Source organism: Catellatospora sp. IY07-71 (assembly GCF_018326265.1).
Taxonomy (GTDB): Bacteria; Actinomycetota; Actinomycetes; order Mycobacteriales; family Micromonosporaceae; genus Catellatospora.
The window spans coordinates 4,494,591-4,516,838 of sequence record NZ_AP023360.1 but is presented as its reverse complement, the minus strand read 5'-3'; the positions used below and the strand labels follow the sequence as shown (position 1 = coordinate 4,516,838).

Sequence of the window (22,248 nt, the reverse complement as noted above, 5' to 3'; positions counted from 1 at the left end):
CGTCTCTCCTGTTCAGGCGGTCGTTTGGGCGGTGAACCAGGCGCGGACGGCGTCGGGGTCGTAGCGGAGGTGTTTACCGACGCGGGCGGCTGGTGGTCCGTAGCGGCGTTTGCGCCAGGTGTAGAGGGTTTCCACGGGGATGCCGAGGTACGTGGAGACGTCGTCGACGCTCCACAGGCGGTGGGTGGTGGCGCTGCTCATGGGTGCTCCAAGGGGTGTGGGGTGGGCGGGGTGGTGCCGAGTTCGTGTGCGATCTCTTCGCGGCCGGTGGCTGCTCGTTCGCGGGCCATGGCGGCAGCGGTGTTGGCCAGCAGCGCGTCTGCGCTGGTGTGCCAGCCGACTCCGGCGAAGGCGAGGGTGCCGACGACGAGGATGGTGTCTTCGTGGTCCTGGTCGTCGTGGCCGATCTGGAGCGCGCCGGGGTGGTCGGGCAGCTCGGCGCGGCGGTAGGCGGTGCGTACGGCGCGCAGTTGGCCGAAGGTGACCGAGTAGCGGCGGCTCTTGCTCATGAAGTGGCCGCCGAAGCCGAGCATGTGTGCCCAGCGGCGCAGCCCGGCGTAGGGATTCTCGGCGTTGATGTCACGCGCCGTAGTGGCCGGCGGGAGCACAGCGTCACCACGGCGAGGCCGGTCCCCCAGCGGAACCGGCTTGTGGGTGGGGCGGCCGAGTCGCCAGCAGGCGGCGACGAGGCGGGCGGCGTGGCTGCCGTCAGGGTCGGCGTAGTAGTCGATCGTCTCGTCGGTGAGCCGCACGGAGGCGTGTCCGGTCGCCTCCGTGGATTTGGTGGCGTACTTGGCCAGGTATCCGGCGGCCATGCTGTCGGTGACTTCGGCCCCGTCGAGGTTGATCGGGCGCACGTCGATGCCCTTGCGCGGGTCTCCCCAGGCGATGCGCCAGCCTGCGGGCTGGTCGGGGTGTGCTGGGGTGGTGAAGTCGATGGACGCGGCGGCGGCCCGGATCGCGGCGTCGAGGTCGGCGGCGGTGAACGCGGCCGCGGGCGCGGCGATGGCGTCCGGGTCGTCGGCGTCGACGCCGTCCAGGCGGATGAGGGCGTGGAAGTGGACCGCGCCGCGTGTCTGGAACTCGGCGACCTTGCCGCAGGAGGTGTGCACGGGCGGTTTGGTGATCCGATGCCCGGTGACCGGGTGGATGCCGACCTGAACGCGGGGGATGCCGAGCCGCCGGGCGAGCTTGGCAAGTTCGCGGTCGATGGCCTGCTTGGTGCGCCGCCACAGCTCACCGGCGTACAGGTTCCACACGACCTGGGCGGCGTGGTCGTAGCAGTCGAGGCAGAAGGGCTGACCGAGCCGGGGATCGTCGGCGTCATGGCGGGCGAAGCAGGCCACGGGCGTGCCGTGGGCGCAGTCGGTGGCGTCGTCGGCCGGGCGGCGGGCGCGGCAGGGCTTGGGGCGGCAGTCGCAGCGGCGCCGGTCGGTGCAGGTGTGGCGTTTGACCACGCGGCGGTGGACCAGCCCGAACGACGGTGCGGTGAACGTGGCGAATACGGCCGGGTGGGTGGCGACGGTGGCCGGGATGCCTTTACCGCCGACGAGCCCTGCGCGCAGGAGCTGGTAGGCGTCGGCTTGGTAGGTGCGGGCGCAGGACGGGCACAGCGAGGCGCGCCGGTTGCCGCAGGCCTTGTAGATCGTGCCGTCAGGCATCGTCGCGGTGGAGCTGGAGTCCAGCACGGTCGCGGCGTCGCCGTGCCGGTGCACGGTGTGTAGCTCCCCGGCGAGCCGGACTGGGCGGGTGCAGCCTGCGGCCGAGCGAATGTGCTCCAGCCAGCCGAAGTAGTCGCCCTGCGAGGTGCGGTCGAGGAGAGCGGTGTGGAAGATGCTGCCGACCGTGGAGGGGTGGCCGGTTTCGGTGTTCGAGGCCGCACCCCGGCCCGTAATGAGGGGTCGGGGTGCGGCGTCCAGCATCGAAGCCGTCATCAGGCGTACGCACCGGTGTCGTGGACGTTGGTGCGGACCTCGATGATGGTGACGCGGCAGGCGCGGCACTGGCGCGAGGCCGGTTCGTGCCTTCCGCAGGCGATGGTGCGGGTGGTGTCGCCGGATCGCACGGTGACCGGGGTGAGGCAGGCCCCACCGGGGATCACGTCGGCGATCTTCTGGCGGGTGTCGACCACGTGCGGCTCAGGGTTGGCCGGGGACGTGTGGCGGTAGTAATCCACCTCGACACGGATGATGCTCACCGGGCACCTGCCGGGGTGCCGTTGAGGTGGGCGCTGGTGATGGCCGGAACGTTCTCCCCGAGTTCGGCCAGGATCAGCCGGGCCATGACGGGGGTGACGTTCATGTAGGCCGCCAGCTCGTCGGCACTGATGGGACGGCCGATGGAGCCCGCGAACTGGTTCATGGTGAACCGGGCGGTGGTGAGCAGGTGCGCCGGTACGGTGACCGGCTCGGCGTCGAGGACCGGGTCCACGATGACGACCGGCCCACCGGCCGAGGTGTCGTGACGCTGGGTTGTGGCAGGCGGGCGCGGAGAGTGACCGCTGCCGGTGTTGGCGACCGTGGCCGGAGCCGGGGTGACCGGCGCAGCCGGGACAGGGGCCGGGGTGGTGGTCGTGGTGTCGGCGGTGGTGCGGGTGTTGTTGCCGATGACCAGCAGTGCGGCCGTGGCCATGATCATGAGGCCGTCGATGGCCAGCGGGCCGACGTAGACGGTTGCGGTCTCCTCGCCCCAGGAGGCGAGCAGCGCTGACAGGTGCCGGTAGGACACGTATCCGGCGACGATCGCGACCGGCAGGATGCCGCCGAAGCGGGCCACCTTGTACCAGCGGCCCTCGGGCCAGATGACGCGGGCGAGGATCTCGACGGCGATGAACAGCAGGATCGGCCAGAAGACCGAGAACACGACCGCGCCGACCTTGGGGGTCCAGCCCTCGGGGGCGTCGGCGGGGGGCACGAAGCTGTGCATGAGGTTGGCGGCGATGGACAGCCCACCGCCGACGATGGTCCCGGCGTAGGCCCAGCCACGGCCCCGGGTGCGGATGTCAGACATGGTCAACCTCCCTGAGGTCGGCAGGCAGGGTGGTCCCCGTAGCGGGGTGGAAGGTGTTGGTCCGGCCGTGGACCTCGTCGGTGAGGCGGACCGGCAGGCCGGTGAAATCGGCGAGGTTCTGCAGGACGCCGGACAGGGACCGGCCGGTGACGATGACCTCGTCGGAGGCACAGTCCAAGACCATGGCGGTGCGTCCGGCGTAGACGTGCAGGCCACCGGATGCGGAGATCCGGTCGGGGCAGGTGCCGGTGATGCGCCAGCCGCCGTTGCCAGGGCTCTTGTCGACGATGTCGACGCGGATGGTGTCGCTCATCGGGTGCCTCCACGGCAGTCGAGGCAGCGGCCGTAGCGGGTCGGGATGTAGTAGGGCTTCACCTGCTGGCAGGTGGAGCAGGTGCGGCGGGCGGTGAGAGCCGCGGCGATGGCGGTGAGCTGCGCCGGGGTGGCGGTGCGCTTGGGCAGCGCGAGGTCGGTGCGGTAGAGGTAGGCCACGCGGGGGTGGCGCGGGTTGCGCCAGAGGATCTGGGCCACCGGGTCGTGTCCGCCGGCCCGAAGGCCGGCCGCGCGAAGCTGCCGGATGGTGGCCAGCCCGTCAGGGGCGCAGGAGTAGGGGTAGGTGGGCAGCCCGTAGCGGGCGCCGGTCGGGTCGTAGAACTTGGAGAAGGCCCCGGTGGGGCGGGTGGTGGTGGTCACTTCTGCCCCCAGCGCTGCTGGGCGGCCTGCTTGCTGATGCCGATTCGGTTGGCGATCTCGGTCCAGGAGTAGCCGAAGTCCTTGAGGCCGGTCACGGCGTCGGTGATGGCCTGGTCCACGGCGGTCGACAGGGCGACCAGGTCGGTGAGGGCCTCGACGTCGCCGGAGGCGACGCGGCGGGCGTGGGCGCGGATGATGCGTCGGGCGAAGGCCGCGAACTCGCGGTTCTCCACCGCACCACGGGTGCGGGTGCGCTGGGCGGGGATCGTCAAGGTGTCCTTGACGGTGTTCTTGACGGTGTCGGTCGGCTGGGTCATCGCTTGCGCTCCCAGCCCTTGGCCGTCACGTGGTACAGGGCGATGCCGTCCGGCACGGTGGCCGGGGTGTCGGCGTGCTCGTCGTCCAGGTCGACGGCGGCGCGGTCGTAGGTCCAGCGGGCGTCGGCCCGGTCGGCCTGCAGCAGGGCGGCCAGCATGGCCAGGGCGTCGGCGATCTCGTCACGCCCGGAGTCGGTCGTGACCTCAGCGGCGAGGCGGTCCAGGCAGGAGCGCAGCCACCCGGCGGCGACCTGGTTGCGGGTACGGGTGTCGGGCTCTCGGGTGAGCAGGTCCAGGTGCGCGGCGATCGCCTCGGGGAGGGCGTCTACGGCCGGGCGGACCGGGTTGAGGGTAGGGTTCATCGAACCCACGTCCTTTCTTCGGAACGGGATGTGTGGTGGGCCGTCGAGACCGGTCGTTGCTTGCCGGCGTGGCCGGTCTCGGCGGGGCTATCGGTGCAGCGCGGGGCGCTGCCGGGTGCGGCGGGCGCGGATGGCCTCGGCGTAGGCGACGAGGTCGGCCCGATCGGCGGTGCTCAGGGTGTGGTCGGACAGGTGCGCCCACTCGGCGGCGTAGCGGGCGGCGAGGTTGGGGCCGAACTCGGCGGTGGCGTGGCGGGTGGTGGAGGTCCACGGCCTGCCGGTGGTGGTCTCGTACAGGAACCGGATCACGGGCCTGATCACTTGGTGTCCTCCAGTCGGTGGGGGCGGCGGATCCACGCCGCGTAGTCGGCGATCTGCTTGATTTGGTCGTCGGTGAGGAAGCTGCCCTTGATCGAGCGCGGGATGCCGCCCTCAGCCAGCAGCAGGGCCTCGCCCTGGTTGGTGGGCAGGATGGCCGTGGCGCAGTAGCCCTTGGCCGCCCAGCCGTGAGCGAGGATGACGTCGGAGCTGCTCTCGGTGGTGCACCGGAATGCGCACCGGTAGGCGAACAGGTCCCGCAGGCTGGTGGGGATGATGTCGAACGACGGGCGCTGGGTCGCGGCGACGACGGGCATGCCGCAGGCACGGCCACGGGCGACCAGGTCGCGCATGAGCGCAGTGAACAGCTCCTGGCTCTTCTTGTCGCCGTAGGTGGCGGTGTAGAGCGCGAACTCGTCGATGATGGTCAGGACCGCTTCGAGCCCGTGGCTCGGGTCGATCTTGCGGATGCCCTTGGCTTTCATCCACGTGTAGCGGTTGTTCATCAGCGCCGACAGGCGCGCCATGACGTTGATGGCCCGTTCGGGGTCGAAGCCGACGAACTCGTCGGCGGAGTCCTCCCACTGGCCCAGCTCGACCAGCTTGCCGTCGAACAGGACCAGGCGGCAGTCCGTGGACAGCGCGGCGTGCGCGCAGATGGCGTTGAGCAGCCCGGACTTACCGCCACCGGGCTCACCACCGACGAGCAGGTTTCGGCCCATCAGCCCGAGGTTGACGTGGGCGCCGAACTCGTCGATCCCGAGGAAGATCGGGTCGTAGATGCTCAGCGACGGACCGACCGGCACAGCGGGTGCCTCCTTGACGGCCATGAGCGTGGACATGTGAAGTGCTCTCCTTCCGGGAGGTGGGGCCGCCGACGGTCGACGGCCCCGTAGGCGGGTCAGATCCACTCGTTGTCGTCGTCGGTGTCGGGCGTGGCCGGCGTTGCGGCCGGGCTGTTGCCCGAGGGGGCCTTGGCCCTGGTGGGGCGGGCCGACGACGGGGTGTAGGTACCGATCAGTTCGGTGTCGGCGGGGATGTCGCCCAGGTTGAGGGCGGTCGGCACCGGCCCGGACGGGCGAGCGACCGAAGGCGTGTCGGGGTCGACCAGGTGCGGTAGCGGGGAGCCCACGGCGGCGGTCAGCACCTCACGGCGCTTGATGTCGAAACGCACGAACGCGGCGTTGCCGCCCTCGCGAGCACGAACGACCTTGACCGAAGACGCCCAGCACGTGACCGCGAGCTGGTCCAGACGTGCTTCCAAAATCGGCAGCGACAGCCCGGAACGCAGCAACACCCACACCCGCTCACCGACCGGGGTCGGCACAGCGAAGCCGATGAACGGCAGCGACCCGGACTTGTTGGCCGTGATGAACTCGTCGAACGCCTCACGCAGGCGGTGGCGGACCGTGACGCACCAGAACAGCGCGACCGCGGTACGCCGGACCGAACCCAGCGCGGCCAGGCCAGCGAGCGCGGCCAGGACGAGCAGCCGGACCCACAGCGGCAGACGCGCCAGGGTCCACGCGAACCCGACGACCAGGCCGAGGGCGCCGATCACCGGGGTCCACCACCAGATCTTGCGGACCACCGGCCACACCACGACGGAGACCCAGGCCAACCCACCGGCGACAGCGCCGATCAGCAGGCCCGCGAACACCGCGAGGAACGGGTGCAGGTGGTCCAGGAGCACGACGACCGCCACGGCGGCGGCCAGGAGACCCACGACGATCAGCGACGCCTTGGCGTTGCGCGCCGCAGTGTGGTGAACCTTGGCCTCAAGGACCGTCACCTGTGCCGGAGACTTGCGGCGGCTGAACAGGCCACCGCCTCGGCTAGAGTTGGACACGACAAGTCCTCCCTGTATGGGGCTGGATTTGTGGAGGGCACGGGGTCGGTAGATGTAGGAGTCAGGCCGACCCCGCGCTTTCGCTGGTGAGTCGCCGGAGGCGATCACCGGCCCAGTGCGTTGATCACGCGGGCCAGTAGCAGTAGACGTTCTCGGGGTAGTCGTTCTCAGAGGTCGAGTCCTCCACGAAGACGCTCAGACCCGTGTGGTTGGCCAGGGCGTGCATCGCGTTGTCGAACGACGCGTCGGTGTTGTCCAGCAGCACGCCGGTGACGATGACCTCGTCGGTGATGGCGTCGAGGACCTGGACAGGCTGCCCGTCCTGCACGTGGACGCGGATCATCTCGGAGACGCAGACGCTGGCCGGGCAGACGCCGCTGACGTGCCAGGCAAGGCCGATGAACCTCTGTGCGAGGTCGATGTGGATGGCGTCAGACACGACAGGTCCTCCCTGTGTAGGGCTGGATTTGTGGAGGGCACGGGGTCGGTAGATGTAGGAGTCAGGCCGACCCCGCGCCAGCACTTGCGGGGATGGATCACACCGGAAGGTGCTCACCGGACCGGGGATGTAGGAGTCAGAACCATTCCCGGGCTAATCGAGACGGGCGGGCCGTAGGCCGCCGGAGGTTCACGCCACGGACACTGTGGCCAGTCAAGACGATGTTGACGCCCAACCGGCTACTTGACCGTCGCGGCGACCTTCAGCGAGGCGGCGCGGAAAGCCACGCCGTTACGGGTCTTGCCGTCCTTGCCCTCGTTCACCCACGGCATCGCCTCCAACTGGACGGGGGCGACGAACTGGCCCACCCTCACGTCCGGCTTCTCTCCCGCCGTCGTGATGGTGACCACCTCCGCCCCGGTCTCGTCCTGGACCACGATCTGGGTGGACCACATGAGGCGGCCCGTACCCTTCTCCGAACGCTGGTTGCCGTTCTGGTCGGCCTTCGGCTCGACGTCCTTCGACACCATGAACTGCTTGCCGGTGGTGTCCACGTACAGCTTCACGCTGCTCCTCCTTCGAATCGAGCACGTCCCCGACGGACGATCGCTCTCGATGGAGTACAGGCTCACTGAAGTGACAGGGACGGATAAACCGCGCTGTTGGACAACTAGGGACGTCTTGATTAGAATCAAGACGTCCCTAGTTGTCCGAGGAGGATTCGGTGAGCAACGACCGGCTTCGAGACGCCATGATGCGCAAAGGGCTGACCCCCGCGATACTCGCCGAGAAGATCGGTGTCGACCCCAAGACGGTAGAACGGTGGATGACCCAGGACCGGACCCCCTACCCTCGTCACCGCCGCGAGATCTCGGTACAGCTCGGTGAGTCGGAGCGGTATCTGTGGCCGGAGGCGCTGTCGCCGGAGCGGGCCACCCAGGTCGCTCGATCAGAAGTCGTTCAACTTCACCCCAGGCGAAGCGCAGTGCCCGATGACCTCTGGCACCGCCTGCTTGACCAGGCGCAGGAGAGGATCGGCATCCTCGTCTACGCAGGGGTGTTCCTCGTCGAGCAGCGCCCTCGGCTCGTGGAGACGCTGAAGGCAAAGGCGGCGGCTGGTGTGACCATCGAAATCCTGCTCGGCGATCCAACGAGCACGGAGATCGATCTGCGCAGCAAGGAGGAGAGCACAGACGGCGTCATGGCCGCCAAGATCAGGCAGGTCATGCGGTACTACGAGCGCGTACGAGACGTGCCCGGAATCAGCGTCCGGTTCCACAACACGACCCTCTACAACTCGATCTACCGCTTCGACGACGACATGCTGGTCAACACCCACGTCTACGGATTTCCAGCGCCACACGCGCCTGTCCTGCAGCTCCGGCGGCTGGCTGGAGGCGACCTCTTCGACACCTACCTGGAGAGCTTCGACAAGGTGCGCGAGACGTCCTCCTCGGCATGGCCGGCAGAGGTGGCACGCTAGGAGCGTGGCACGAACCGAGCACTACTACGACCCCCAGGCTCCCAAGGCGAACAGCATCGTGGTGGCCACGACTGCCTTCGTCCGCGACGGCGACCGCGTATTGCTCATCCGCCGCACGGACAACGGCTTGTGGAGCCTGCCGGGCGGAGGTCAGGAGATCGGCGAGTACCTCGCCGAGACAGCTGTCCGAGAGACGCTGGAAGAGACCGGCGTTCAGATCAAAGTGGTGGGCCTGGTCGGCATCTACAGCGACCCGAACCACGTCGTGGCCTACACAGACGGCGAGATCCGACAGCAGTTCTCCGTCTGCCTGAGGGGCGAGTATCTCGGAGGCGAACCCACACCCAGCGCCGAATCGAGCGACGTTCGATGGGTCGAGCGAGCCGAGCTGGAGGAGCTGGCAATCCACCCGTCAACGCGCCTACGGATCGAGCACGGATATGACCGAACACAGCCCTATATCGGCTGAGCGATCCCGGCGGCGGTCAGTCGAGTCTGCGTTCGCTCCGCCGCCGCGAGAATGTCCGGCTCGGCTCGGGTGATGAAGCGAGTGACCAGGGCGTCAGGGCCGTACCGTGAGCGGATCTCAGCCAGCCGGGCCGGAACATCGAGACTCTGCCCATCGGGGCCGGTGGTCATATCGCAGTAACACAAGCCGTCGGCCACCGATGAGACCTCGCGCGGGAACTCGGCCGCGAGAACCTCGCCCAGGCCCCGCTCCTCCGCCTCCAGCCACGCACAGGAGTGATGAGCCACCAGCGCCGTCACACGCTCGTCGAAACCGTTCGCACGCAGCCAACGAGCGCCGTCGAGGGAGTGAAACCCGGTGTCAACAAGATCCGGGCTGTAGCCGACATCGTGCAGCCAGGCCGCCGCTGCGAGCACGACACGGTCTGCTTCGGCGACGGCACCGGCAATGGCCTCCGCCTTCGTGCCGACAGCGCGAACATGGCTCCACCGGCGGGGTAGCGGCCCCTCCAAGAGGAAAGCAGCAGTCAACCGAGCCTGCTCGACGGATACGGTCACACGGGGCAGCCTACTGAAAGTGGCCTGCGTTCGGTACGTCACGCTCTCAAGGGATTAGTGCCAGGCAGGTCCCGGGTACTGCCTCGCTGATGATCTAGCTGTCGTGCCGGTGACGTTGATCGGGGAAGACGTCGTCCAAGGTCCAGTTACCGCCGCTAGGACGCGCCTCAAGATCGCTAAAGTCATAGCCGCTTCGTGTCCATTGCTGTCGTAGCCACGAACGCTGCGGCTCGGAAGCGGTCAGCCACATGTAGAGGAACGGCGGTATGTCCGTGCGCCACCGATCGGAGCCAAGCGAGTTGGGCAGGCCATCGCAGACATCGGCGATCATGCGGATACGCTCGACGTAGTCGGCGGACGGGTCACTCGGGTCCTGCCGGAGAAACGCCATCGTGCGGATCTCGATCAGAGCGCTCGAGAGCAGATCTGTCGCTGCCCGCCTCGCTGCTTGCTGCCTGCGTTGCCTTCTGCGTAGCACGGCGCCATTCTGCCCGTGCAGCGTCTTGCTGAAGCAAAGGACGTGCAGATACACGCCGTCGCATCGCCGAGGCTGTTAATACGGCAGCCCAAGTTCGTGATCATTGACTGATGTCGACGGTGGCTCGGCGTTTGTGGTGGTAGTGGCGTGATCGGGCTTGGTGGCGGAGTCGCCAGGCCAGGCTGCGGATCGTCGCGCTCATGCTGGCATCGGCTATGGCGAATGCGTATGGCAGCAGGCGGCGGATCTCTGCCGCCGACAGCGGTGGCAGCCGGTCCGGGTCGGGGTCGATGGTCGGAGCGGGTTGTGGCTGGCGGGCGGCCAGGACGGCGAGGAACGCGAACGCGACCAGCACGAGGGTGGTGTAGCGGTGCCAGGACGTCCAGGTGCGGACCTGGTGCTGGTCCAGGCCGGTCTGGCCTTTGGCCAACTGGAAGCAGGACTCGATCGGCCAGCGCAGCCCGGCGACCCTGGTCAGGGTGGGCAGCGCGACCGTCTCCGGGCTCCAGCACCGGTAGTAGGCGGTGTCGCCGGTGGTCGGGTTGCGGCGAAACAGCAGCCAGTGGTGCCCGCCGACGCTGCCGTCGGCCTCCGTCTCCGCGATCTTGACGCGGGTCCAGTCGTAGTACCGCGGCCCTTTGGAGCCCCAGCCGGCCAGGTAGCGCTGCCACACGTGCGCGGGCAGGTGCTCGGCCACCTTCTTGGCGGTGATCGTGTGGTTCGGGTGGTCCCAGCGGGTCAGGGCGGTGTCGCAGCGCACGGCCAGGACGTAGCCCATGCGCCGCTTGCGCAGCCGGGCACGCAGGACCGGGTCGTTGCCGTAGACCTCGTCGCCCGCGGTGAACCCGGCGGCCACGCCGGCGTCGAGGGCGTCCTCGATCATGCGTAGTGCCAGCTGGGGCTTGGTCGCGAACCCGACGTCGGCGGGCACGCCCGCGGCGGCGCAGCGTTCGGGGTCGTCGGTCCAACTGGCGGGCAGGTACAGCGCGCAGTCGATCAGCGCCCGGGCGTGGTCGGCGGTGGCGTAGGCCAGGTGCACGCTGACCTGCGCGTTGTCGACCTTGCCCAGGGTGCCGGTGTATTGCTCCTGCACTCCGCAGGTGGCTGTTCCCTTCTTCGCGTCGCCGGTCTCGTCGACGATCAGGACCCCGTCGGGGCCGAACTCGGCCAGGACGTAGTCGCGGACCTGGGCTCGTACCCACGTCTCGTCCCACACCGCCGAGGCGAGAAGCCGCTGCATACCGCCCGGGTTGGCCTCACCGGCGTACTCGGCGATCTGCCAGCACGACCGTGACTCCAGCGGCGCCAGCAGCGCCTGCACGAACCGGCGGGCCCGCCGCCGGGGCTCGACCCGCGCGAACGCCGGCGCGATCCTGGCGAAGCACACCTCGAACTCAGCCGCCCACGCGGCGGGGTCTATCCTGGCAGCCACGGCCGCCACCGAATCGTTGATCCTGTCCACAACAGACAATGATCACGTGGCGGCCGCTCCTGTCTTCGCAGCTACACGCCCTCTGAGCCGAACCGTGATCATCGACCGGCGGCTACATCACGAACTTGGGCTGCCGTATTAAGCATCTACCGGAGCACAAAGCGGCGGCGTTCGTGTCTAGTCCCAGTTCCTGCTTGACCGATCCGTTCCACCGGCTGCTTCGACATTTGATCTACGCTCGCGCCATGAGAGGGTCAGCTGCGTGGCTCAGGCGCATCTCGCGAACACGAGACGAGCGGATGGCCGGCTACCGGCGCGTGCTCGAAGCGAGAGACCCCACCGTGCCTGCGGATCGACTCGCAGAACTCGCAGTCGACGACGTTCGCCCGGTACGGATCTATGTCGCGAGACATCCGCGAACCGAGGGCGCTACGTTGGCACGGCTTATGGCCGACGAGGATGAACTCGTGCGGTGGAACGCGCTGCTCAATCCGAACACTCCGGCGCACGCCCTGGCCGAACTGGCCGCCGATGAAGAGCAGAAGCATGGCGTCAAGTGGTCAACTTCCCTGCACATAATCGCTCGTCATCCCAACGCCGATCCCGAGCTACGTACGCACCTGCTCGCCGCAGGGTGGGTCTGCTGCACCGATAGGTGACAGGTGTAGTCACGCGGCCTGACTGGCCGACGGGGTCATGATTGTCTCGAACTCGATCGGGGTCAACTTGCCGAGTGGGCGCTGCCTCCGGCGTCGGTGGTAGGTGCGTTCGATCCAGGTGACGATCGCGGTGCGGAGTTGGTCGCGGGTGGCCCAGGTGCGGCGGTCCAGGACGTTGTTCTGCAGCAGGCCGAAGAACGACTCCATGGCCGCGTTGTCCCCGGCCGCCCCGACTCGCCCCATCGAGCCGCGCATGCGGTGCCGGTGCAGTGCGGCGACGAACTTCCGTGATCGAAATTGCGACCCGCGGTCGGTGTGCACGACGCACCCGGCCACGCCGTCGCGGCGGGCGGTGGCGTTGTGCAGCGCGGTCACGGCCAGGCGGGACTTCATGCGCGAGTCGATGGAGTAGCCGACGATCCGGTTGGACCAGGCGTCCTTGATCGCGCACAGGTAGAGCTTGCCCTCGCCGGTGCGGTGTTCGGTTATGTCGGCAAGCCACAGCCGGTTCGGGCCGGGCGCGGTGAAGTCGCGCCGGACGAGGTCGTCGTGGACCGGTGGGCCGACCTTGCGTCCCTTGCCGCGCCGTTTGCGGGCGAAGGCGCTGAACCAGCCGTGGCCGGAGCAGATCTTCCATGCGGTCCGGTCGGCCATCGGCTGCCCGGCCGCGGCGGCTTCGTCGGCCAGGAACCGGTAGCCGAACTCGGGGTCGTCGCGGTGGGCGTCGTGCAGGGCGTTGGCTCGCCACGCCTGGGTGTACTCGGCGTCGGTGACTGGTCGGGCGAGCCAGCGGTAGTAGTGCTGGCGGGTGATCTTCAGTACCCGGCACGTCACCGCGACGGGGATGCTGTCGGCGGCCAGATCTGTCACGAGCGGGTAGATCCTTTTCCCGGCAGGTGCGCCTGGGACAGGTAGGCCGCGGCCCGGCGCAGGACCTCGTTCTCCTGCTCCAGCAGCTTGATCCGCTTGCGCGCCTCCCGGAGCTCTGCGGACTCGGTGCTGCTCACACCGGGTCTGGTGCCGGCGTCGACGTCGGCGGCGCGCATCCACTTGAACAACGTCATCGGGTGCACGCCGAAGTCGTTGGCGATCTGCTCGACCGTCACGCCGGCATCGCGGGTCTGCGCGACCCGCACGACGTCGTCACGGAACTCTCGGGGGTAGGGCTTTGGCACAGCGACATCCTTCCAGCCCGCCCACAGGGCAAGCCATCTCTGATGTCACCTATCGGTGCAGCAGACCCGGGCGTGCAGCTGTTCGGGTAACTGCTACGTGGCCGCAGGGTTTTCGCGCCGTCCGTGACTCGCGTGGTTGCACAGCAGCCGACTGGTCAAGCAGGTACTGGGACGCCGATGTCAAGCATCTACCGGGACAGCACACCGGGCGTCGGCAGCGATGCTGTGATGAATTTCTGTACGTCTTCAAGGCGGCCCTGACGGGCCGCTTGCGCCGCCGGTCGGGCGCGTGGTCGGGCCGCGCCGCAGGCTCAGCGGCCCGACCACGCAACCGCCCGACCGGACTGGCGCAACGGGGAGCGGCCAATAGCGGGCCGCCATGTCGGCGACACCAGGGGGCAACGTGAGCCTCCGCCCGGCGCACCCTCCGGGGACTACGCTCCGTCGTGGCCGGCCAGCGCGGAGAGTGACTGACCCCGGGTGGAGAAAACCGCGGGGCGCTGCCCCGCCACCCCGGCCCGCCTCAGAGTGCAGTGGCGCTCTCCTCACCAGGTCACCACAAGGGCACCCGAGAACCCTGGCGGGGGCAAGGCCAAGCCGCGCAAGCGCGGTCGCCTTCGGCGAGCCTTGCCCCCGCCAGGAACCCCGGGACGGGCCAGAGCCTGCCCTGCCGAGGAGAGCAGCTCACCCCGACCCGTTGATGAGATTCCTCTGCAATGCAAGAAGCGCCGTCAAGGCTAGCTTGACGGCGCTTCTTCTCGCATCATGCAGCGTCGGTGCAGTTTGGTCGGCGGCGACGACGGGTTCCGGCGGTGTTTCCAGTTACCGGGGAGTTGTAGCGGTTGCTGTCGGTCGACATCATGTGCGGATGGGGCAATCTGAATCTCCCGCGACGGCACAAGCCCGACCGCGCACTGAGTGGCACGCCCGGATCGCAGCTGGACTCAGCGCCTTTACCGCAGGTTTGACGGTCAACATCTCCAGCGACGTAGGCGGCATTCGGATCCTCGCTGTCGCCGCCGCAGTTACAGCGCTGGTTTTCACTGCCTTGTGGCTACGGGACCAGGCCGCCGACGAGCCGAGGCAACGCCGGGTGGTATACGCCACGCGCACTCTGGCCGCAGTCGCGCTGGCCGCCACGATTATTGCCGCCACAGCCGACACGCGCACCGTCGCACTGTACGCGACGCTATTGTTCGCCGCTACGACGATCGCCGCAGCCCTGATACCAACCAGCCCCACCACCGCGCTGAACGTCTTCACAGCCGCATCGGCCATCGGCTTCGGGGTGGCAATCGTCGGCTCCGGGGTGGCATCGCTGGTGCGCGGTGGGGCGCTGACCGGGGTAGCGGTCATCGGCCTCGGGGTGGCAATCGTCGGCTTCGGGGTGGCATTGCTGGTGCGCGGTGGGGTGCTGACCGGGGTAGCGGTCATCGGCCTCGGGGTAGCGGCCGTCTGTTTAGGGGCGGCATTGCTGGTGCGCGGTGGGGTGCTGACCGGGGTAGCGGTCATCGGCTTCGGGGTAGCGGCCGTCTGTTTAGGGGCGGCATTGCGGCGGGTGCACGATGATGTGGATGACGTGCTAGCCGGGGTAGCTGCCATCGTGGGCGGCGTGGCCGCTGTCACAGGCGGCGTGGGGCTTCTGATAGACGGTGGGGTGGTAGCCGGGGTGGTAGCCATAGGCGCCGGAGTGGCGCTCATCGCAGGCGGGGTAGCGTTTCTGATAGACGCCGAGCTTCTGGGCGGGGTGGCAGCCATCGGCGGCGGGGTGGAGCTCGTCGGCGTCGGAGTGGTGCTTCTGATAGACGGTGAAGTTCTGGCCGGGGTGGCGGCCATCGGCCTCGCGGCGGCGGCCGCCGGCCTTGGGGTGGCGTTTCTGGTAAACGCTGGTCTCTGGAACCGTATCGGGGCCTGGTTGCGGCAACCGCTCGACAGACCAGGAAGCGGCACAGACGCGTCGTCCGGTAGCTGATGCTGTGGCGATCTTCGCGCGGTTCGCGGAAAACAGGCCTGAAGGACTCGGGGAAACTCGGCTGGCCGCCGACAGCCGGTGAGGGCTGCCGCCAACGTTCGATGGGGTGCTCGGGCGGTCAGGCCGTCACCAGGCCGTCAGACGTCAACCAGCGATGACCAACAACGACGAACGATGCTGGTATTTCCCAGCTCAAAGCCGGTTTCCTTAGTGCCGACCGGCATCGACTTTGACCGGGCGATATGACACCGCCTACAACCAGCCGCCCCACCCGAGCTTCTTCATCGGCGACGGCATGACCACCCCCACCCTCCCCAACATCTACCTCCGCTAGAAAGGAAGGGCACCTTCTTAACGCTATGCGTAGAAGAAGGTGCCCTTCTTAACCAGCACCCAGCCTCAGGGCTCTCCTGTTCGAAGCCGCCCAGGACGAACCCGTCGCCGCTTCCGGTCGGCGGCATTCGCTGGGAGGATGCCGCGCATGACGGGGACGACGGGTGAGCACCGCCACCACAGGTGGCGCGGCTGGGGAACATGGCGGGTGGTGCGTATCGCGCTGGTCGGCGCATGGTGCCTGTGGGCGGTGGCGGCGTGGTGGTCGGCACCGCGGCAGGCGGAGGTCGACGCAGCCCTCACCGACATCGCCGCTGGACGGGTGACGGTCTACCAGTGGGCCGACAGGTGGGAACGGCCGACCCTGTCCTCGTGGAGCACGGTGCCCGAACTTCGCTCGTGGGGCCACAATGGCCCGCTGTTCGCCTGGCGCACGAACGATGGGCGCACCTACTACGCGGTGGCCGACGCCGCACCGGCTGAACTTCTCCTGGCCGGCGGCAGTGCCGAGCCGTCCCGCCCGCAGACGGAGGCGATCCACGCGGCGGTGATGGCGTCGCTGCTGGATACCGCCCGGCCGCTGCACGGCGACATACGGCCGGCCTCCCGCTACCTGCCGATGCTCATCGGCCTGATCTGCCTGGCCGTCGTCGTCAGGGGGCCGGCGCCTGCCCTCGGCACGCGGTGGTACTGGTTCTGGCTCACCACGGGGGTTCCCCTCGGTTTGGGTGTGCTGGCCTGGCTGGCCGTCGAACGCCCATGGTCGGCACGGCCGGTCCCGATGTCCGAGCCTCCTGTGGACAGCCGTCACCGCGGCCTGAGGGGGCTTCTCATCGCCGTCGCGGCGTCGGTCGCCCTCGCCGCGCTGGGCTTCGTTCTCCGCGAGATCTTCGGCACCTGGGTGTTCCCGGAGCCACTCGGCTGAACGGCGCCCCGGCCGGGCAGGGCACCTTCATCAGCTGAAGGCGCCCTGCTCGGAACCCGGTGAATCAGGGCTTGTCGAGCAACTCAGCGAGCGCGGCCTCGCCCTGGGCGAACACAGTACCGCCGGTGCCGGTCGACATGATCCGGTGGCAGCCGCCGAGCTCCACATAGTGCTGCGGGTCGAAGCCGCTCACAGAATGCACCACTGCGAAGCGGCTCGCGTGCTCGTTGCATGGCTTCGGTGGCCCCGCCGCCAGCAGCGCCTGCTCGATCGCCCCCCGCCGGTCCTCCGGCAGCACCGTCCCGTGCGAGAACTCACCGACGGCGTCCCGGCCCTGCGCCACCTCGTAAACACACACCCGGACCGGCCCGGACGGAAACGGCTTGGGTGTGCCCGAGCGCGGGCTCGACTCGGTCGTGTCTTGGATCGCGATCACGTCCTTATAGCTCTCGCTGCACCCGGACGCGGCGGCTTCGGCAGAGATGACCTCCCTGATACTCCACGTCGCCACCGTGGTCGTCTGCAGTGCCCGCAGCGCCTGGGTGAACTCCTGCCGCGACGCGCGGCACCGCCCGAGAGGGATGCCCGGCCGGGTCCACCGCCCGTCCGCGTCGATGACCGCCAGCCACGGAGCACCCGAGATCATCGCGAAGCAGGGGCCTTCCGTCGCCGCGGGCTCATCCGGCAGGCGAAGTGCGGCCACGATGGCGGCCACGTCCTCGCCGCGCCGCTCGACGCCCATCATGTCCTCGCCGCCGTCGGGCCGCCGCTGCTGCTCCTGCCCGCAGAGAACGACCGCGACGGGGACGAAGCCGTCGTCGAGGCGCGGCAGCTCCGCGGCCTCATCGGCCGTCAGGTGGTAGCGCAGCAGACCCTGCTCCGGTGCCGTCTTCTCGCAGGAGACCCAGCGGCTCGGATCGACGGAGGCTCCCAGCGCGGGCACAGTCGTCGTGCCCCCGCCGAGCGCCCGTATCCCGCCGAAGCCCAGCCCCACGGCCAGCACCACGGCGAACGTGCTGCCCGCGAGCAGGCGCCGCCGCTGGCGGCCGACCCGCCGGGCCACCGCGCCGACCCGGTCCTCGGGCGCGGCCAGTGGGGGCACGGCCCCGGTCAGCAGCTGCTTGATGTCCTCGTCCTCGGATGTCATGTCACGGCCTCCCTGCGGCGAACAGTTCGAGGTTCGGATCGGTACGCAAGGACCGCAGCGCCCGCAGCGACTGCACCTTGACCGTGTTCTCGGAGCAGCCGAGCACCTCGGCGGTGCGCTGCACCGACAGGTCCTCGACGTAGCGCAGCACCACCACCGCCCGCTGCTGCCTGCTCAGCCGGGCCAGCGCACGCCGCACCGCGTCCCGGTCGGCGGACTCCCCCGCCGTGTCCCCGCCCGACGGCCGCTCCGGCGGATCGCTGGGGATCTCCGCCCGCCAGCGCCGCCGCCACCAGGACACGTACGTGGTGAACAGCGCCTTACGCGCGTACGCCTCCGGCTGCCCGCCGTCGGTGATCGAGGCCCAGCGCCGCCACAGGTCCGTCAGGACCGTCTGCAGCAGGTCCTCGGCCCGCCCGGCGTCGCCGGTGAGCAGCCAGGCCGACCGCAGCAGCGCATCCGAGCGCGCGGCGACGAACTGGGCGAAGCCCTCCGGCGGCGCCGGTTCCCAGAGTCGTTGCATGTGTGTGTGAACCTCCCACCTCCTGAACGCTCCAGGCGGCGGGTGAGGTTAACGCACCCGTTGGACTGCCGTCTCGGGGCGGCGCGGACGCATGCGAAAGGCCGTGCGGGACCGCCTCGAACCGACCCGCTGCGCCATCCGGGCCGGTCTCATCGAGCCGTGACCCGGCTCAGCGCCGGACCAGGCCCGCGTAGTCGTCGCAGGTCAGCGGCTCCTCGGTGAGCGAGCCGTCCTCGCGCGGCACGCCGATGCGCGCGCCCTGCCGGGTGAACACCACCCGGCTGATCTCCTGGCGGCTGGACAGGGTGCACACGAGCTGCGCGAACGGCAGCACGTCGTCCGCGCGGCCGGTGCCCTCCAGCGCGGTGGACAGCTCCACGGTCGCCGAGCCGCCCGCGTCGGTGGCCGAGCTGATCGCGGTGACCCCCTGCAGCGCGCTGATGATCCCGGCGTCCTGCTCGGCGGGGGTGGGGCCGGCGATGAGGTCGGCGACGAGCTGCTGCGCGTCCGGCCGGGTCGGCACCTTGCGCTCGACCGCCACCAGCAGGCCGTCGTGGACCAGGAACAGGCGCTCGACGACGGTGCCGGTCGCGGTCACGGCCGGGGCCGGGCTGCGCCGGGCGGCCGGGGCGGTCTGCTCCATGACCCGGGCGCTGTCCTCGGTGGGCACCCCGCACGCGGACAGGCCCGCCAGCAGCAGGCCGCCCACGGCCAGGGCGGCGACGGTGCGGATCATGCGTCCTCCAGCGGCAGTACGACCCGGAACCGCGCCCCGCCGCCGGGCCGGTCCAGCGCCCGTACCGTGCCGCCGTGCGCCGCCACGTGCTGGGCGACCAGCGCCAGGCCGAGGCCGGTGCCCTCGGTGTTGCCACGCGCCCCGGCCGAGCGGCCGCGCACGAACCGGTCGAAGATCGCGTCGCGGTCGGCCGGGCCGACGCCGGGGCCCTCGTCGTCTACCTCCAGCACGTGCCCGTCCCGGTCCCGCCCGACCCGTACGGCGACCGCCCCGCCGCCGTGCGCCTGCGCGTTGTCGACGAGATTGGCCAGCACCTGCTCGATGCGGCGCCGGTCCACCTGCCACGCCGAGCCGGCGTCCGGCGCGACGACGACCAGCTCGGCGGGCAGGCCGCGGCTGCGGCAGACCTGCCGGGCCAGCGCGGCGACGTCGGTCGCGGCCACGTCGGCGGGCTGGTCGCTGCGGGCCAGTTCGAGCAGGTCGGTGACGAGTTCCTGGAAGCGGTCGACCTCCTCGACGAGCAGCCGCGCGGCCAGGCCGGTGCGCTCGTCGTAGTTCGCGCTGCGGCGCTGCAGCACGCTGGCGGCCGACGACAGCGTCTGCAGCGGCGAGCGCAGCTCGTGGCTGACGTCGGCGGCGAAGCGCCGGTCGCGTTCCATCCGGGCGGAGAGCTGGTCCACCATGCGGTTGAACGAGGCGGCCAGCCGGGCCAGGTCCGGTTCGGTCGCCGGGTCGAGGCGGGCGCTGAGCCGGCCGTCGGCGATGTCGCGGGCGGCGTCGGCCACCGTGCTCAGCGGGCGCAGCACCCGGCGGCTGGCGTACCAGCCCAGCAGCGCCCCCGCCCCGGCGGTGCCCGCGGCGGCCAGGGTGAGCACCAGCGCCAGCGCCTTCAGCGAGCGGTCCAGCTCGTGCAGGTAGTCGACCTCGTAGAGGGCCGTCGAGGGGCCGAGCGGCACGCCGAACACCATGGCCGGGCGGTCGTTGATGCGCACCCGCTGCACCCCGGACTCGCCCCGTTCGACCAGCGCGACCAGGCTGTCCGGCAGGTTGCGGGCCAGTCCGGAGTCGACGGTGCGGGAGTAGGGCACGCCCTCGCGCAGCAGCAGCGCCCGCCGGTTCGCGCCGGTGTCCAGCGAGCGCAGCACCTGCAGCTCGTCGGGGTCGTCGCCGCTGAGACCGGCCCGTACGATGCCCGCGTCGGACAGGACCGCGCGCCCGGCGCTGCGCTCCCGCTCGTCGAGCAGGTAACGCTCGGTGACCTGGTACGACAGCAGCGCCATCGCGGCGGACACGAGCAGCGCGCCGACGGCGAAGCCCGCGGTGACCCGGGTGCGCAGGCCGGGCCGCCTCATCGCGGCATCTTGTAGCCGAGACCGCGTACGGTCACCAGCCGCTGCGGGCTGCCCGGGTTGTCCTCGATCTTCTGCCGCAGCCGCCCCACGTGTACGTCGACCAGGCGCTCGTCGCCGAAGTCGTACTCCCAGACGCGCTGCAGCAGCTGCTGGCGCGACAGCACCTGCCCGGCGTGTTCGGCCAGCTCGCTCAGCAGCCGGAACTCGGTGCGGGTCAGCGTCAGCTGCGCGCCGCGCAGCAGCACCTCGCCGGCCAGCGGCCGCACCTCCAGCTCGCCGAGCACCAGTTCGGCCGGGTGGGCGGCCGGCAGCGGCCGGGCCCGGCGGCGCAGCGCCCGCAGCCGGGCCGTCAGCTCCTTCGTCGCGGCGGGCTTGACCAGGTAGTCGTCGGCGCCCGCCTCCAGCGCGGCGACGATGTCGTGGGTGTCGTCGCGGGCGCTGATGACGACCACCGGCACGTCGTCGGTGCGGCGCAGCTCGCGGATGCACTGGAAGCCGTCGATGCCGGGCAGCATCAGGTCGACCAGCACCGTGTCGGCCGGCTCGCGGCGCTGGCTGAGCAGGCCCTCCTCGGCCGTGGCCGCGGAGCGGACGGTGTAGCCCTCGTCCTCCAGGGCCAGGGTCAGCGCCAGCCGGATCCGGTCGTCGTCCTCGATCACCAGTACCTCGAACACCGCGGCATCATGCCGCACCCCGGCCGGCGGGAAACAGGCCTGATCAGGCGTTCTTGGGGTTTGTCACAGAACTGTCATGCGTCCGCGAGGTTTTCGCCACACCTCGCCGCGATCGTTTGCCGCATCGTGACCGCAGGAGGTGGACGTGCCGTTTACGCACCGTGACATGCCGCGAAGGGGCTGCTCCGGCTGGAGGAGCCGGTGACCGCCGCACTCCGGCTGGCTGGGCCGGTGTCGCTGTCGAGGCGGCCGCACCGGTGAACGCCTGTCATACAACTGTCACGGTTCCGCGGGGTGATCGCCGTACCCCCGGGGAAGGCTCGGTCCCGGCGGTGAGGGAGGCGGCGGTGGAAGAGAGTCAGGCGGTGCCGGTGGTGCCGCTGGTCGAGGTGCGGGTGGACGGCGACCTGAACGCCCTGTCCGCTCCGGGCGTCAACGACATGCTGGAGGAGGCGCTCGCGCTGCATCCGCGCCGCCTGGTCATCGACCTGGCCGGCTGCGAGATGATCGACGCCGCGGGCATCCTGCTGCTGCTGGACACGCACCGGCGGGCGATGCGTGACGGCGGCTCGGTGGCGCTGCGCTCGCCGTCGGCCCGCGCCCAGCGCAACCTGCGGCTGGCCAAGGTGGACCGGGTGCTGCAGGTCATCGGCGCCGACGGCACGCTCACCCTCGGCGGCACCCAGCAGGCCGCGCTGTGAGCCGGGACCGCCGGGCGGGCCGCCGTGGCTGAGGACCTCCAGCTGCGGCTGGCCGGGCGCCCGAGCCCCGTGCAGCTCACCGCGGCCGGTGCGCTGCACGCCGACAACGCCCACCGGCTGCCGAAGTTCCTGGTCTCGCTGCTGCGTACGCGTCCGGTCGGCGCGGTGCGGCTGGACCTGCGGGCGGTGCGCCGGATCGACGAGGTGGGCGTCGCCGCGGTGGTGCTGTGCGGGCGCGAGGCGGCCCGCCGCGGCATCCCGTTCACCCTGGACGGCTGCTCCCGAGTGGTGGCCGCGTCGCTGCGCGCATACGGCGCCGGGCATCTGCTGCCCGTGCGCCCGCGGCGCGGCATGCCACTGCGCGCGCCGCACACCGGGACCGTGTGCACCGGCGCCGCGCCGGACGGCCGGCGTCACCCCCCGGCGCCGGCCGTCCCCTCCGGACGGTCGTGGTCTCAGTGGCCGTGCCGGTGGCGGTAGCCGTCGCGCGGCGTCCGGTAGGGCGGTGACATCAGCGCCACAGCACTGACGGCGACACTGATGAGCAGCAGGACCGTGACGAGCAGGTTGATGATCATGTGGCCTCCCCCTGGGCCGTGACCTTCCTCCACGGTCACGCCTGGGCGGCTCGCGGTCAAGCTCAGC

31 protein-coding genes are annotated in these 22,248 nt (G+C 70.1%); 8 read left to right on the top strand and 23 right to left on the bottom strand.

Going from position 1 to position 22,248, the window contains the following annotated elements; all coding sequences use genetic code 11:
• Positions 1–12: 12 nt before the first annotated feature.
• From CS0771_RS20295 to CS0771_RS20235, 13 genes are all read right to left on the bottom strand, one after another.
• Positions 13–201: a helix-turn-helix domain-containing protein gene (locus tag CS0771_RS20295; RefSeq protein WP_212842448.1), complete on the bottom strand. Its 189-nt coding sequence runs from the start codon at positions 199–201 to the stop codon at positions 13–15.
• Positions 198–1,934 carry a replication initiator gene (locus CS0771_RS20290; RefSeq protein ID WP_212842447.1) on the bottom strand — a complete coding sequence of 579 codons (1,737 nt, stop codon included), beginning with the start codon at positions 1,932–1,934 and terminating at the stop codon, positions 198–200. Before CS0771_RS20290 ends, CS0771_RS20295 begins: the two co-directional genes overlap by 4 nt.
• Positions 1,934–2,197, bottom strand: a complete 264-nt coding sequence (locus tag CS0771_RS20285) for a hypothetical protein (protein ID WP_212842446.1) — start codon at positions 2,195–2,197, stop codon at positions 1,934–1,936. The genes CS0771_RS20290 and CS0771_RS20285 overlap by 1 nt, the downstream gene beginning before the upstream one ends.
• Positions 2,194–3,009, bottom strand: coding sequence for a DUF2637 domain-containing protein (locus CS0771_RS20280; protein WP_212842445.1), 816 nt, complete (start codon positions 3,007–3,009; stop codon positions 2,194–2,196). Before CS0771_RS20280 ends, CS0771_RS20285 begins: the two co-directional genes overlap by 4 nt.
• Positions 3,002–3,322, bottom strand: coding sequence for a hypothetical protein (locus tag CS0771_RS20275; RefSeq protein WP_212842444.1), 321 nt, complete (start codon positions 3,320–3,322; stop codon positions 3,002–3,004). The genes CS0771_RS20280 and CS0771_RS20275 overlap by 8 nt, the downstream gene beginning before the upstream one ends.
• The gene (locus tag CS0771_RS20270; protein ID WP_212842443.1) at positions 3,319–3,702 is read right to left on the bottom strand and encodes an RRQRL motif-containing zinc-binding protein; all 384 of its coding nucleotides are present in this window, start codon (positions 3,700–3,702) and stop codon (positions 3,319–3,321) included. The genes CS0771_RS20275 and CS0771_RS20270 overlap by 4 nt, the downstream gene beginning before the upstream one ends.
• Complete coding sequence (locus CS0771_RS20265) at positions 3,699–4,019, bottom strand: hypothetical protein (protein WP_212842442.1); 321 nt, start codon at positions 4,017–4,019, stop codon at positions 3,699–3,701. The genes CS0771_RS20270 and CS0771_RS20265 overlap by 4 nt, the downstream gene beginning before the upstream one ends.
• Complete coding sequence (locus CS0771_RS20260; RefSeq protein WP_212842441.1) at positions 4,016–4,381, bottom strand: hypothetical protein; 366 nt, start codon at positions 4,379–4,381, stop codon at positions 4,016–4,018. Before CS0771_RS20260 ends, CS0771_RS20265 begins: the two co-directional genes overlap by 4 nt.
• 87 nt (positions 4,382–4,468) lie before the next feature.
• Entirely contained in the window at positions 4,469–4,702 is a 234-nt protein-coding gene (locus CS0771_RS20255; protein ID WP_212842440.1) for a hypothetical protein, read from the bottom strand.
• A complete protein-coding gene (locus tag CS0771_RS20250) occupies positions 4,699–5,541 on the bottom strand; it encodes an FtsK/SpoIIIE domain-containing protein (protein ID WP_212842439.1) in 843 nt (280 codons plus the stop codon). Before CS0771_RS20250 ends, CS0771_RS20255 begins: the two co-directional genes overlap by 4 nt.
• Positions 5,542–5,600: 59 nt before the next feature.
• Positions 5,601–6,548, bottom strand: coding sequence for a hypothetical protein (locus CS0771_RS20245; protein ID WP_244870911.1), 948 nt, complete (start codon positions 6,546–6,548; stop codon positions 5,601–5,603).
• A gap of 124 nt (positions 6,549–6,672) precedes the next feature.
• Positions 6,673–6,987: a hypothetical protein gene (locus tag CS0771_RS20240; RefSeq protein WP_212842438.1), complete on the bottom strand. Its 315-nt coding sequence runs from the start codon at positions 6,985–6,987 to the stop codon at positions 6,673–6,675.
• Positions 6,988–7,226: 239 nt separating this feature from the next.
• Positions 7,227–7,553: a hypothetical protein gene (locus CS0771_RS20235; protein ID WP_212842437.1), complete on the bottom strand. Its 327-nt coding sequence runs from the start codon at positions 7,551–7,553 to the stop codon at positions 7,227–7,229.
• Between the two features lie 158 nt (positions 7,554–7,711).
• Between CS0771_RS20235 and CS0771_RS20230 the strand changes: the two genes are divergently transcribed.
• Positions 7,712–8,470, top strand: a complete 759-nt coding sequence (locus CS0771_RS20230; RefSeq protein ID WP_212842436.1) for an XRE family transcriptional regulator — start codon at positions 7,712–7,714, stop codon at positions 8,468–8,470.
• 4 nt (positions 8,471–8,474) lie between these two features.
• Positions 8,475–8,939, top strand: coding sequence for an NUDIX hydrolase (locus CS0771_RS20225; protein ID WP_212842435.1), 465 nt, complete (start codon positions 8,475–8,477; stop codon positions 8,937–8,939).
• On the opposite strand, the gene CS0771_RS20220 is transcribed toward CS0771_RS20225, so the two are convergent.
• From CS0771_RS20220 to CS0771_RS20210, 3 genes are all read right to left on the bottom strand, one after another.
• Positions 8,927–9,496 carry an HD domain-containing protein gene (locus tag CS0771_RS20220; RefSeq protein ID WP_244870910.1) on the bottom strand — a complete coding sequence of 190 codons (570 nt, stop codon included), beginning with the start codon at positions 9,494–9,496 and terminating at the stop codon, positions 8,927–8,929. The genes CS0771_RS20225 and CS0771_RS20220 overlap by 13 nt on opposite strands.
• A gap of 94 nt (positions 9,497–9,590) precedes the next feature.
• Positions 9,591–10,028 (bottom strand): hypothetical protein, encoded by a 438-nt coding sequence (locus tag CS0771_RS20215; RefSeq protein ID WP_212842434.1) that lies wholly within the window; start codon positions 10,026–10,028, stop codon positions 9,591–9,593.
• 46 nt (positions 10,029–10,074) lie between these two features.
• Positions 10,075–11,406, bottom strand: a complete 1,332-nt coding sequence (locus CS0771_RS20210) for an IS701 family transposase (protein WP_371821439.1) — start codon at positions 11,404–11,406, stop codon at positions 10,075–10,077.
• 245 nt (positions 11,407–11,651) lie between these two features.
• On the opposite strand from CS0771_RS20210, the gene CS0771_RS39250 reads away from it, so the two are divergent.
• On the top strand, positions 11,652–12,065 hold the full coding sequence (locus CS0771_RS39250; protein WP_371821587.1) for a hypothetical protein: 414 nt from the start codon (positions 11,652–11,654) through the stop codon (positions 12,063–12,065).
• 9 nt (positions 12,066–12,074) lie between these two features.
• Here the strand turns inward: CS0771_RS39250 and CS0771_RS20200 are convergent.
• Positions 12,075–13,240, bottom strand: a protein-coding gene (locus CS0771_RS20200) for an IS3 family transposase (RefSeq protein ID WP_212842432.1) whose coding sequence is annotated in 2 segments (ribosomal slippage) — positions 12,075–12,953 and positions 12,956–13,240 — 1,164 coding nt in all. Because the reading frame shifts where the segments join, the coding sequence is not laid out codon by codon here.
• Between the two features lie 964 nt (positions 13,241–14,204).
• Here CS0771_RS20200 and CS0771_RS20195 point away from each other — a divergent pair.
• From CS0771_RS20195 to CS0771_RS20190, 3 genes are all read left to right on the top strand, one after another.
• Entirely contained in the window at positions 14,205–15,212 is a 1,008-nt protein-coding gene (locus CS0771_RS20195; RefSeq protein ID WP_212842431.1) for a hypothetical protein, read from the top strand.
• A gap of 229 nt (positions 15,213–15,441) precedes the next feature.
• On the top strand, positions 15,442–15,546 hold the full coding sequence (locus CS0771_RS39690) for a hypothetical protein (RefSeq protein WP_371821438.1): 105 nt from the start codon (positions 15,442–15,444) through the stop codon (positions 15,544–15,546).
• A 210-nt stretch (positions 15,547–15,756) separates the two neighbouring features.
• Positions 15,757–16,470: a hypothetical protein gene (locus CS0771_RS20190; RefSeq protein WP_212842430.1), complete on the top strand. Its 714-nt coding sequence runs from the start codon at positions 15,757–15,759 to the stop codon at positions 16,468–16,470.
• A 64-nt stretch (positions 16,471–16,534) separates the two neighbouring features.
• On the opposite strand, the gene CS0771_RS20185 is transcribed toward CS0771_RS20190, so the two are convergent.
• The 5 genes from CS0771_RS20185 to CS0771_RS20165 all read right to left on the bottom strand — a co-directional run bounded on the left by CS0771_RS20185 (position 16,535) and on the right by CS0771_RS20165 (position 20,902).
• Positions 16,535–17,617, bottom strand: a complete 1,083-nt coding sequence (locus CS0771_RS20185) for a hypothetical protein (RefSeq protein WP_212842429.1) — start codon at positions 17,615–17,617, stop codon at positions 16,535–16,537.
• A 1-nt stretch (position 17,618) separates the two neighbouring features.
• Entirely contained in the window at positions 17,619–18,140 is a 522-nt protein-coding gene (locus CS0771_RS20180; RefSeq protein ID WP_212842428.1) for a SigE family RNA polymerase sigma factor, read from the bottom strand.
• Positions 18,141–18,309: 169 nt separating this feature from the next.
• Positions 18,310–18,876, bottom strand: a complete 567-nt coding sequence (locus tag CS0771_RS20175) for a GerMN domain-containing protein (RefSeq protein ID WP_212842427.1) — start codon at positions 18,874–18,876, stop codon at positions 18,310–18,312.
• Positions 18,873–20,228, bottom strand: coding sequence for a HAMP domain-containing sensor histidine kinase (locus CS0771_RS20170; protein ID WP_212842426.1), 1,356 nt, complete (start codon positions 20,226–20,228; stop codon positions 18,873–18,875). Before CS0771_RS20170 ends, CS0771_RS20175 begins: the two co-directional genes overlap by 4 nt.
• A complete protein-coding gene (locus CS0771_RS20165; RefSeq protein ID WP_212842425.1) occupies positions 20,225–20,902 on the bottom strand; it encodes a response regulator transcription factor in 678 nt (225 codons plus the stop codon). The genes CS0771_RS20170 and CS0771_RS20165 overlap by 4 nt, the downstream gene beginning before the upstream one ends.
• Before the next feature lie 347 nt (positions 20,903–21,249).
• On the opposite strand from CS0771_RS20165, the gene CS0771_RS20160 reads away from it, so the two are divergent.
• Together CS0771_RS20160 and CS0771_RS20155 are read left to right on the top strand one after the other, a co-directional pair.
• Positions 21,250–21,603 (top strand): STAS domain-containing protein, encoded by a 354-nt coding sequence (locus CS0771_RS20160; protein ID WP_212842424.1) that lies wholly within the window; start codon positions 21,250–21,252, stop codon positions 21,601–21,603.
• Between the two features lie 24 nt (positions 21,604–21,627).
• Positions 21,628–22,083 carry a lipid asymmetry maintenance protein MlaB gene (locus CS0771_RS20155; RefSeq protein WP_212842423.1) on the top strand — a complete coding sequence of 152 codons (456 nt, stop codon included), beginning with the start codon at positions 21,628–21,630 and terminating at the stop codon, positions 22,081–22,083.
• Here the strand turns inward: CS0771_RS20155 and CS0771_RS39245 are convergent.
• A complete protein-coding gene (locus CS0771_RS39245) occupies positions 22,059–22,181 on the bottom strand; it encodes a hypothetical protein (RefSeq protein WP_256442819.1) in 123 nt (40 codons plus the stop codon). The genes CS0771_RS20155 and CS0771_RS39245 overlap by 25 nt on opposite strands.
• Positions 22,182–22,248 lie beyond the last annotated feature (67 nt).

Excerpts from the sequence above, each read along its gene's own strand:
- CS0771_RS20290 (WP_212842447.1), bottom strand. The coding sequence starts at position 1,934 with ATGACGGCTTCGATGCTGGACGCCGCACCCCGACCCCTCATTACGGGC.
- CS0771_RS20185 (WP_212842429.1), bottom strand. The coding sequence starts at position 17,617 with ATGACATCCGAGGACGAGGACATCAAGCAGCTGCTGACCGGGGCCGTG.
- CS0771_RS20170 (WP_212842426.1), bottom strand. The coding sequence starts at position 20,228 with ATGAGGCGGCCCGGCCTGCGCACCCGGGTCACCGCGGGCTTCGCCGTC.
- CS0771_RS39245 (WP_256442819.1), bottom strand. The coding sequence starts at position 22,181 with ATGATCATCAACCTGCTCGTCACGGTCCTGCTGCTCATCAGTGTCGCC.
- CS0771_RS39250 (WP_371821587.1), top strand. The coding sequence starts at position 11,652 with ATGAGAGGGTCAGCTGCGTGGCTCAGGCGCATCTCGCGAACACGAGAC.
- CS0771_RS20280 (WP_212842445.1), bottom strand. The coding sequence starts at position 3,009 with ATGTCTGACATCCGCACCCGGGGCCGTGGCTGGGCCTACGCCGGGACC.
- CS0771_RS20250 (WP_212842439.1), bottom strand. The coding sequence starts at position 5,541 with ATGTCCACGCTCATGGCCGTCAAGGAGGCACCCGCTGTGCCGGTCGGT.
- CS0771_RS20295 (WP_212842448.1), bottom strand. The coding sequence starts at position 201 with ATGAGCAGCGCCACCACCCACCGCCTGTGGAGCGTCGACGACGTCTCC.
- CS0771_RS20175 (WP_212842427.1), bottom strand. The coding sequence starts at position 18,876 with ATGATCCGCACCGTCGCCGCCCTGGCCGTGGGCGGCCTGCTGCTGGCG.
- CS0771_RS20265 (WP_212842442.1), bottom strand. The coding sequence starts at position 4,019 with ATGACCCAGCCGACCGACACCGTCAAGAACACCGTCAAGGACACCTTG.
- CS0771_RS20260 (WP_212842441.1), bottom strand. The coding sequence starts at position 4,381 with ATGAACCCTACCCTCAACCCGGTCCGCCCGGCCGTAGACGCCCTCCCC.
- CS0771_RS20275 (WP_212842444.1), bottom strand. The coding sequence starts at position 3,322 with ATGAGCGACACCATCCGCGTCGACATCGTCGACAAGAGCCCTGGCAAC.
- CS0771_RS20180 (WP_212842428.1), bottom strand. The coding sequence starts at position 18,140 with ATGCAACGACTCTGGGAACCGGCGCCGCCGGAGGGCTTCGCCCAGTTC.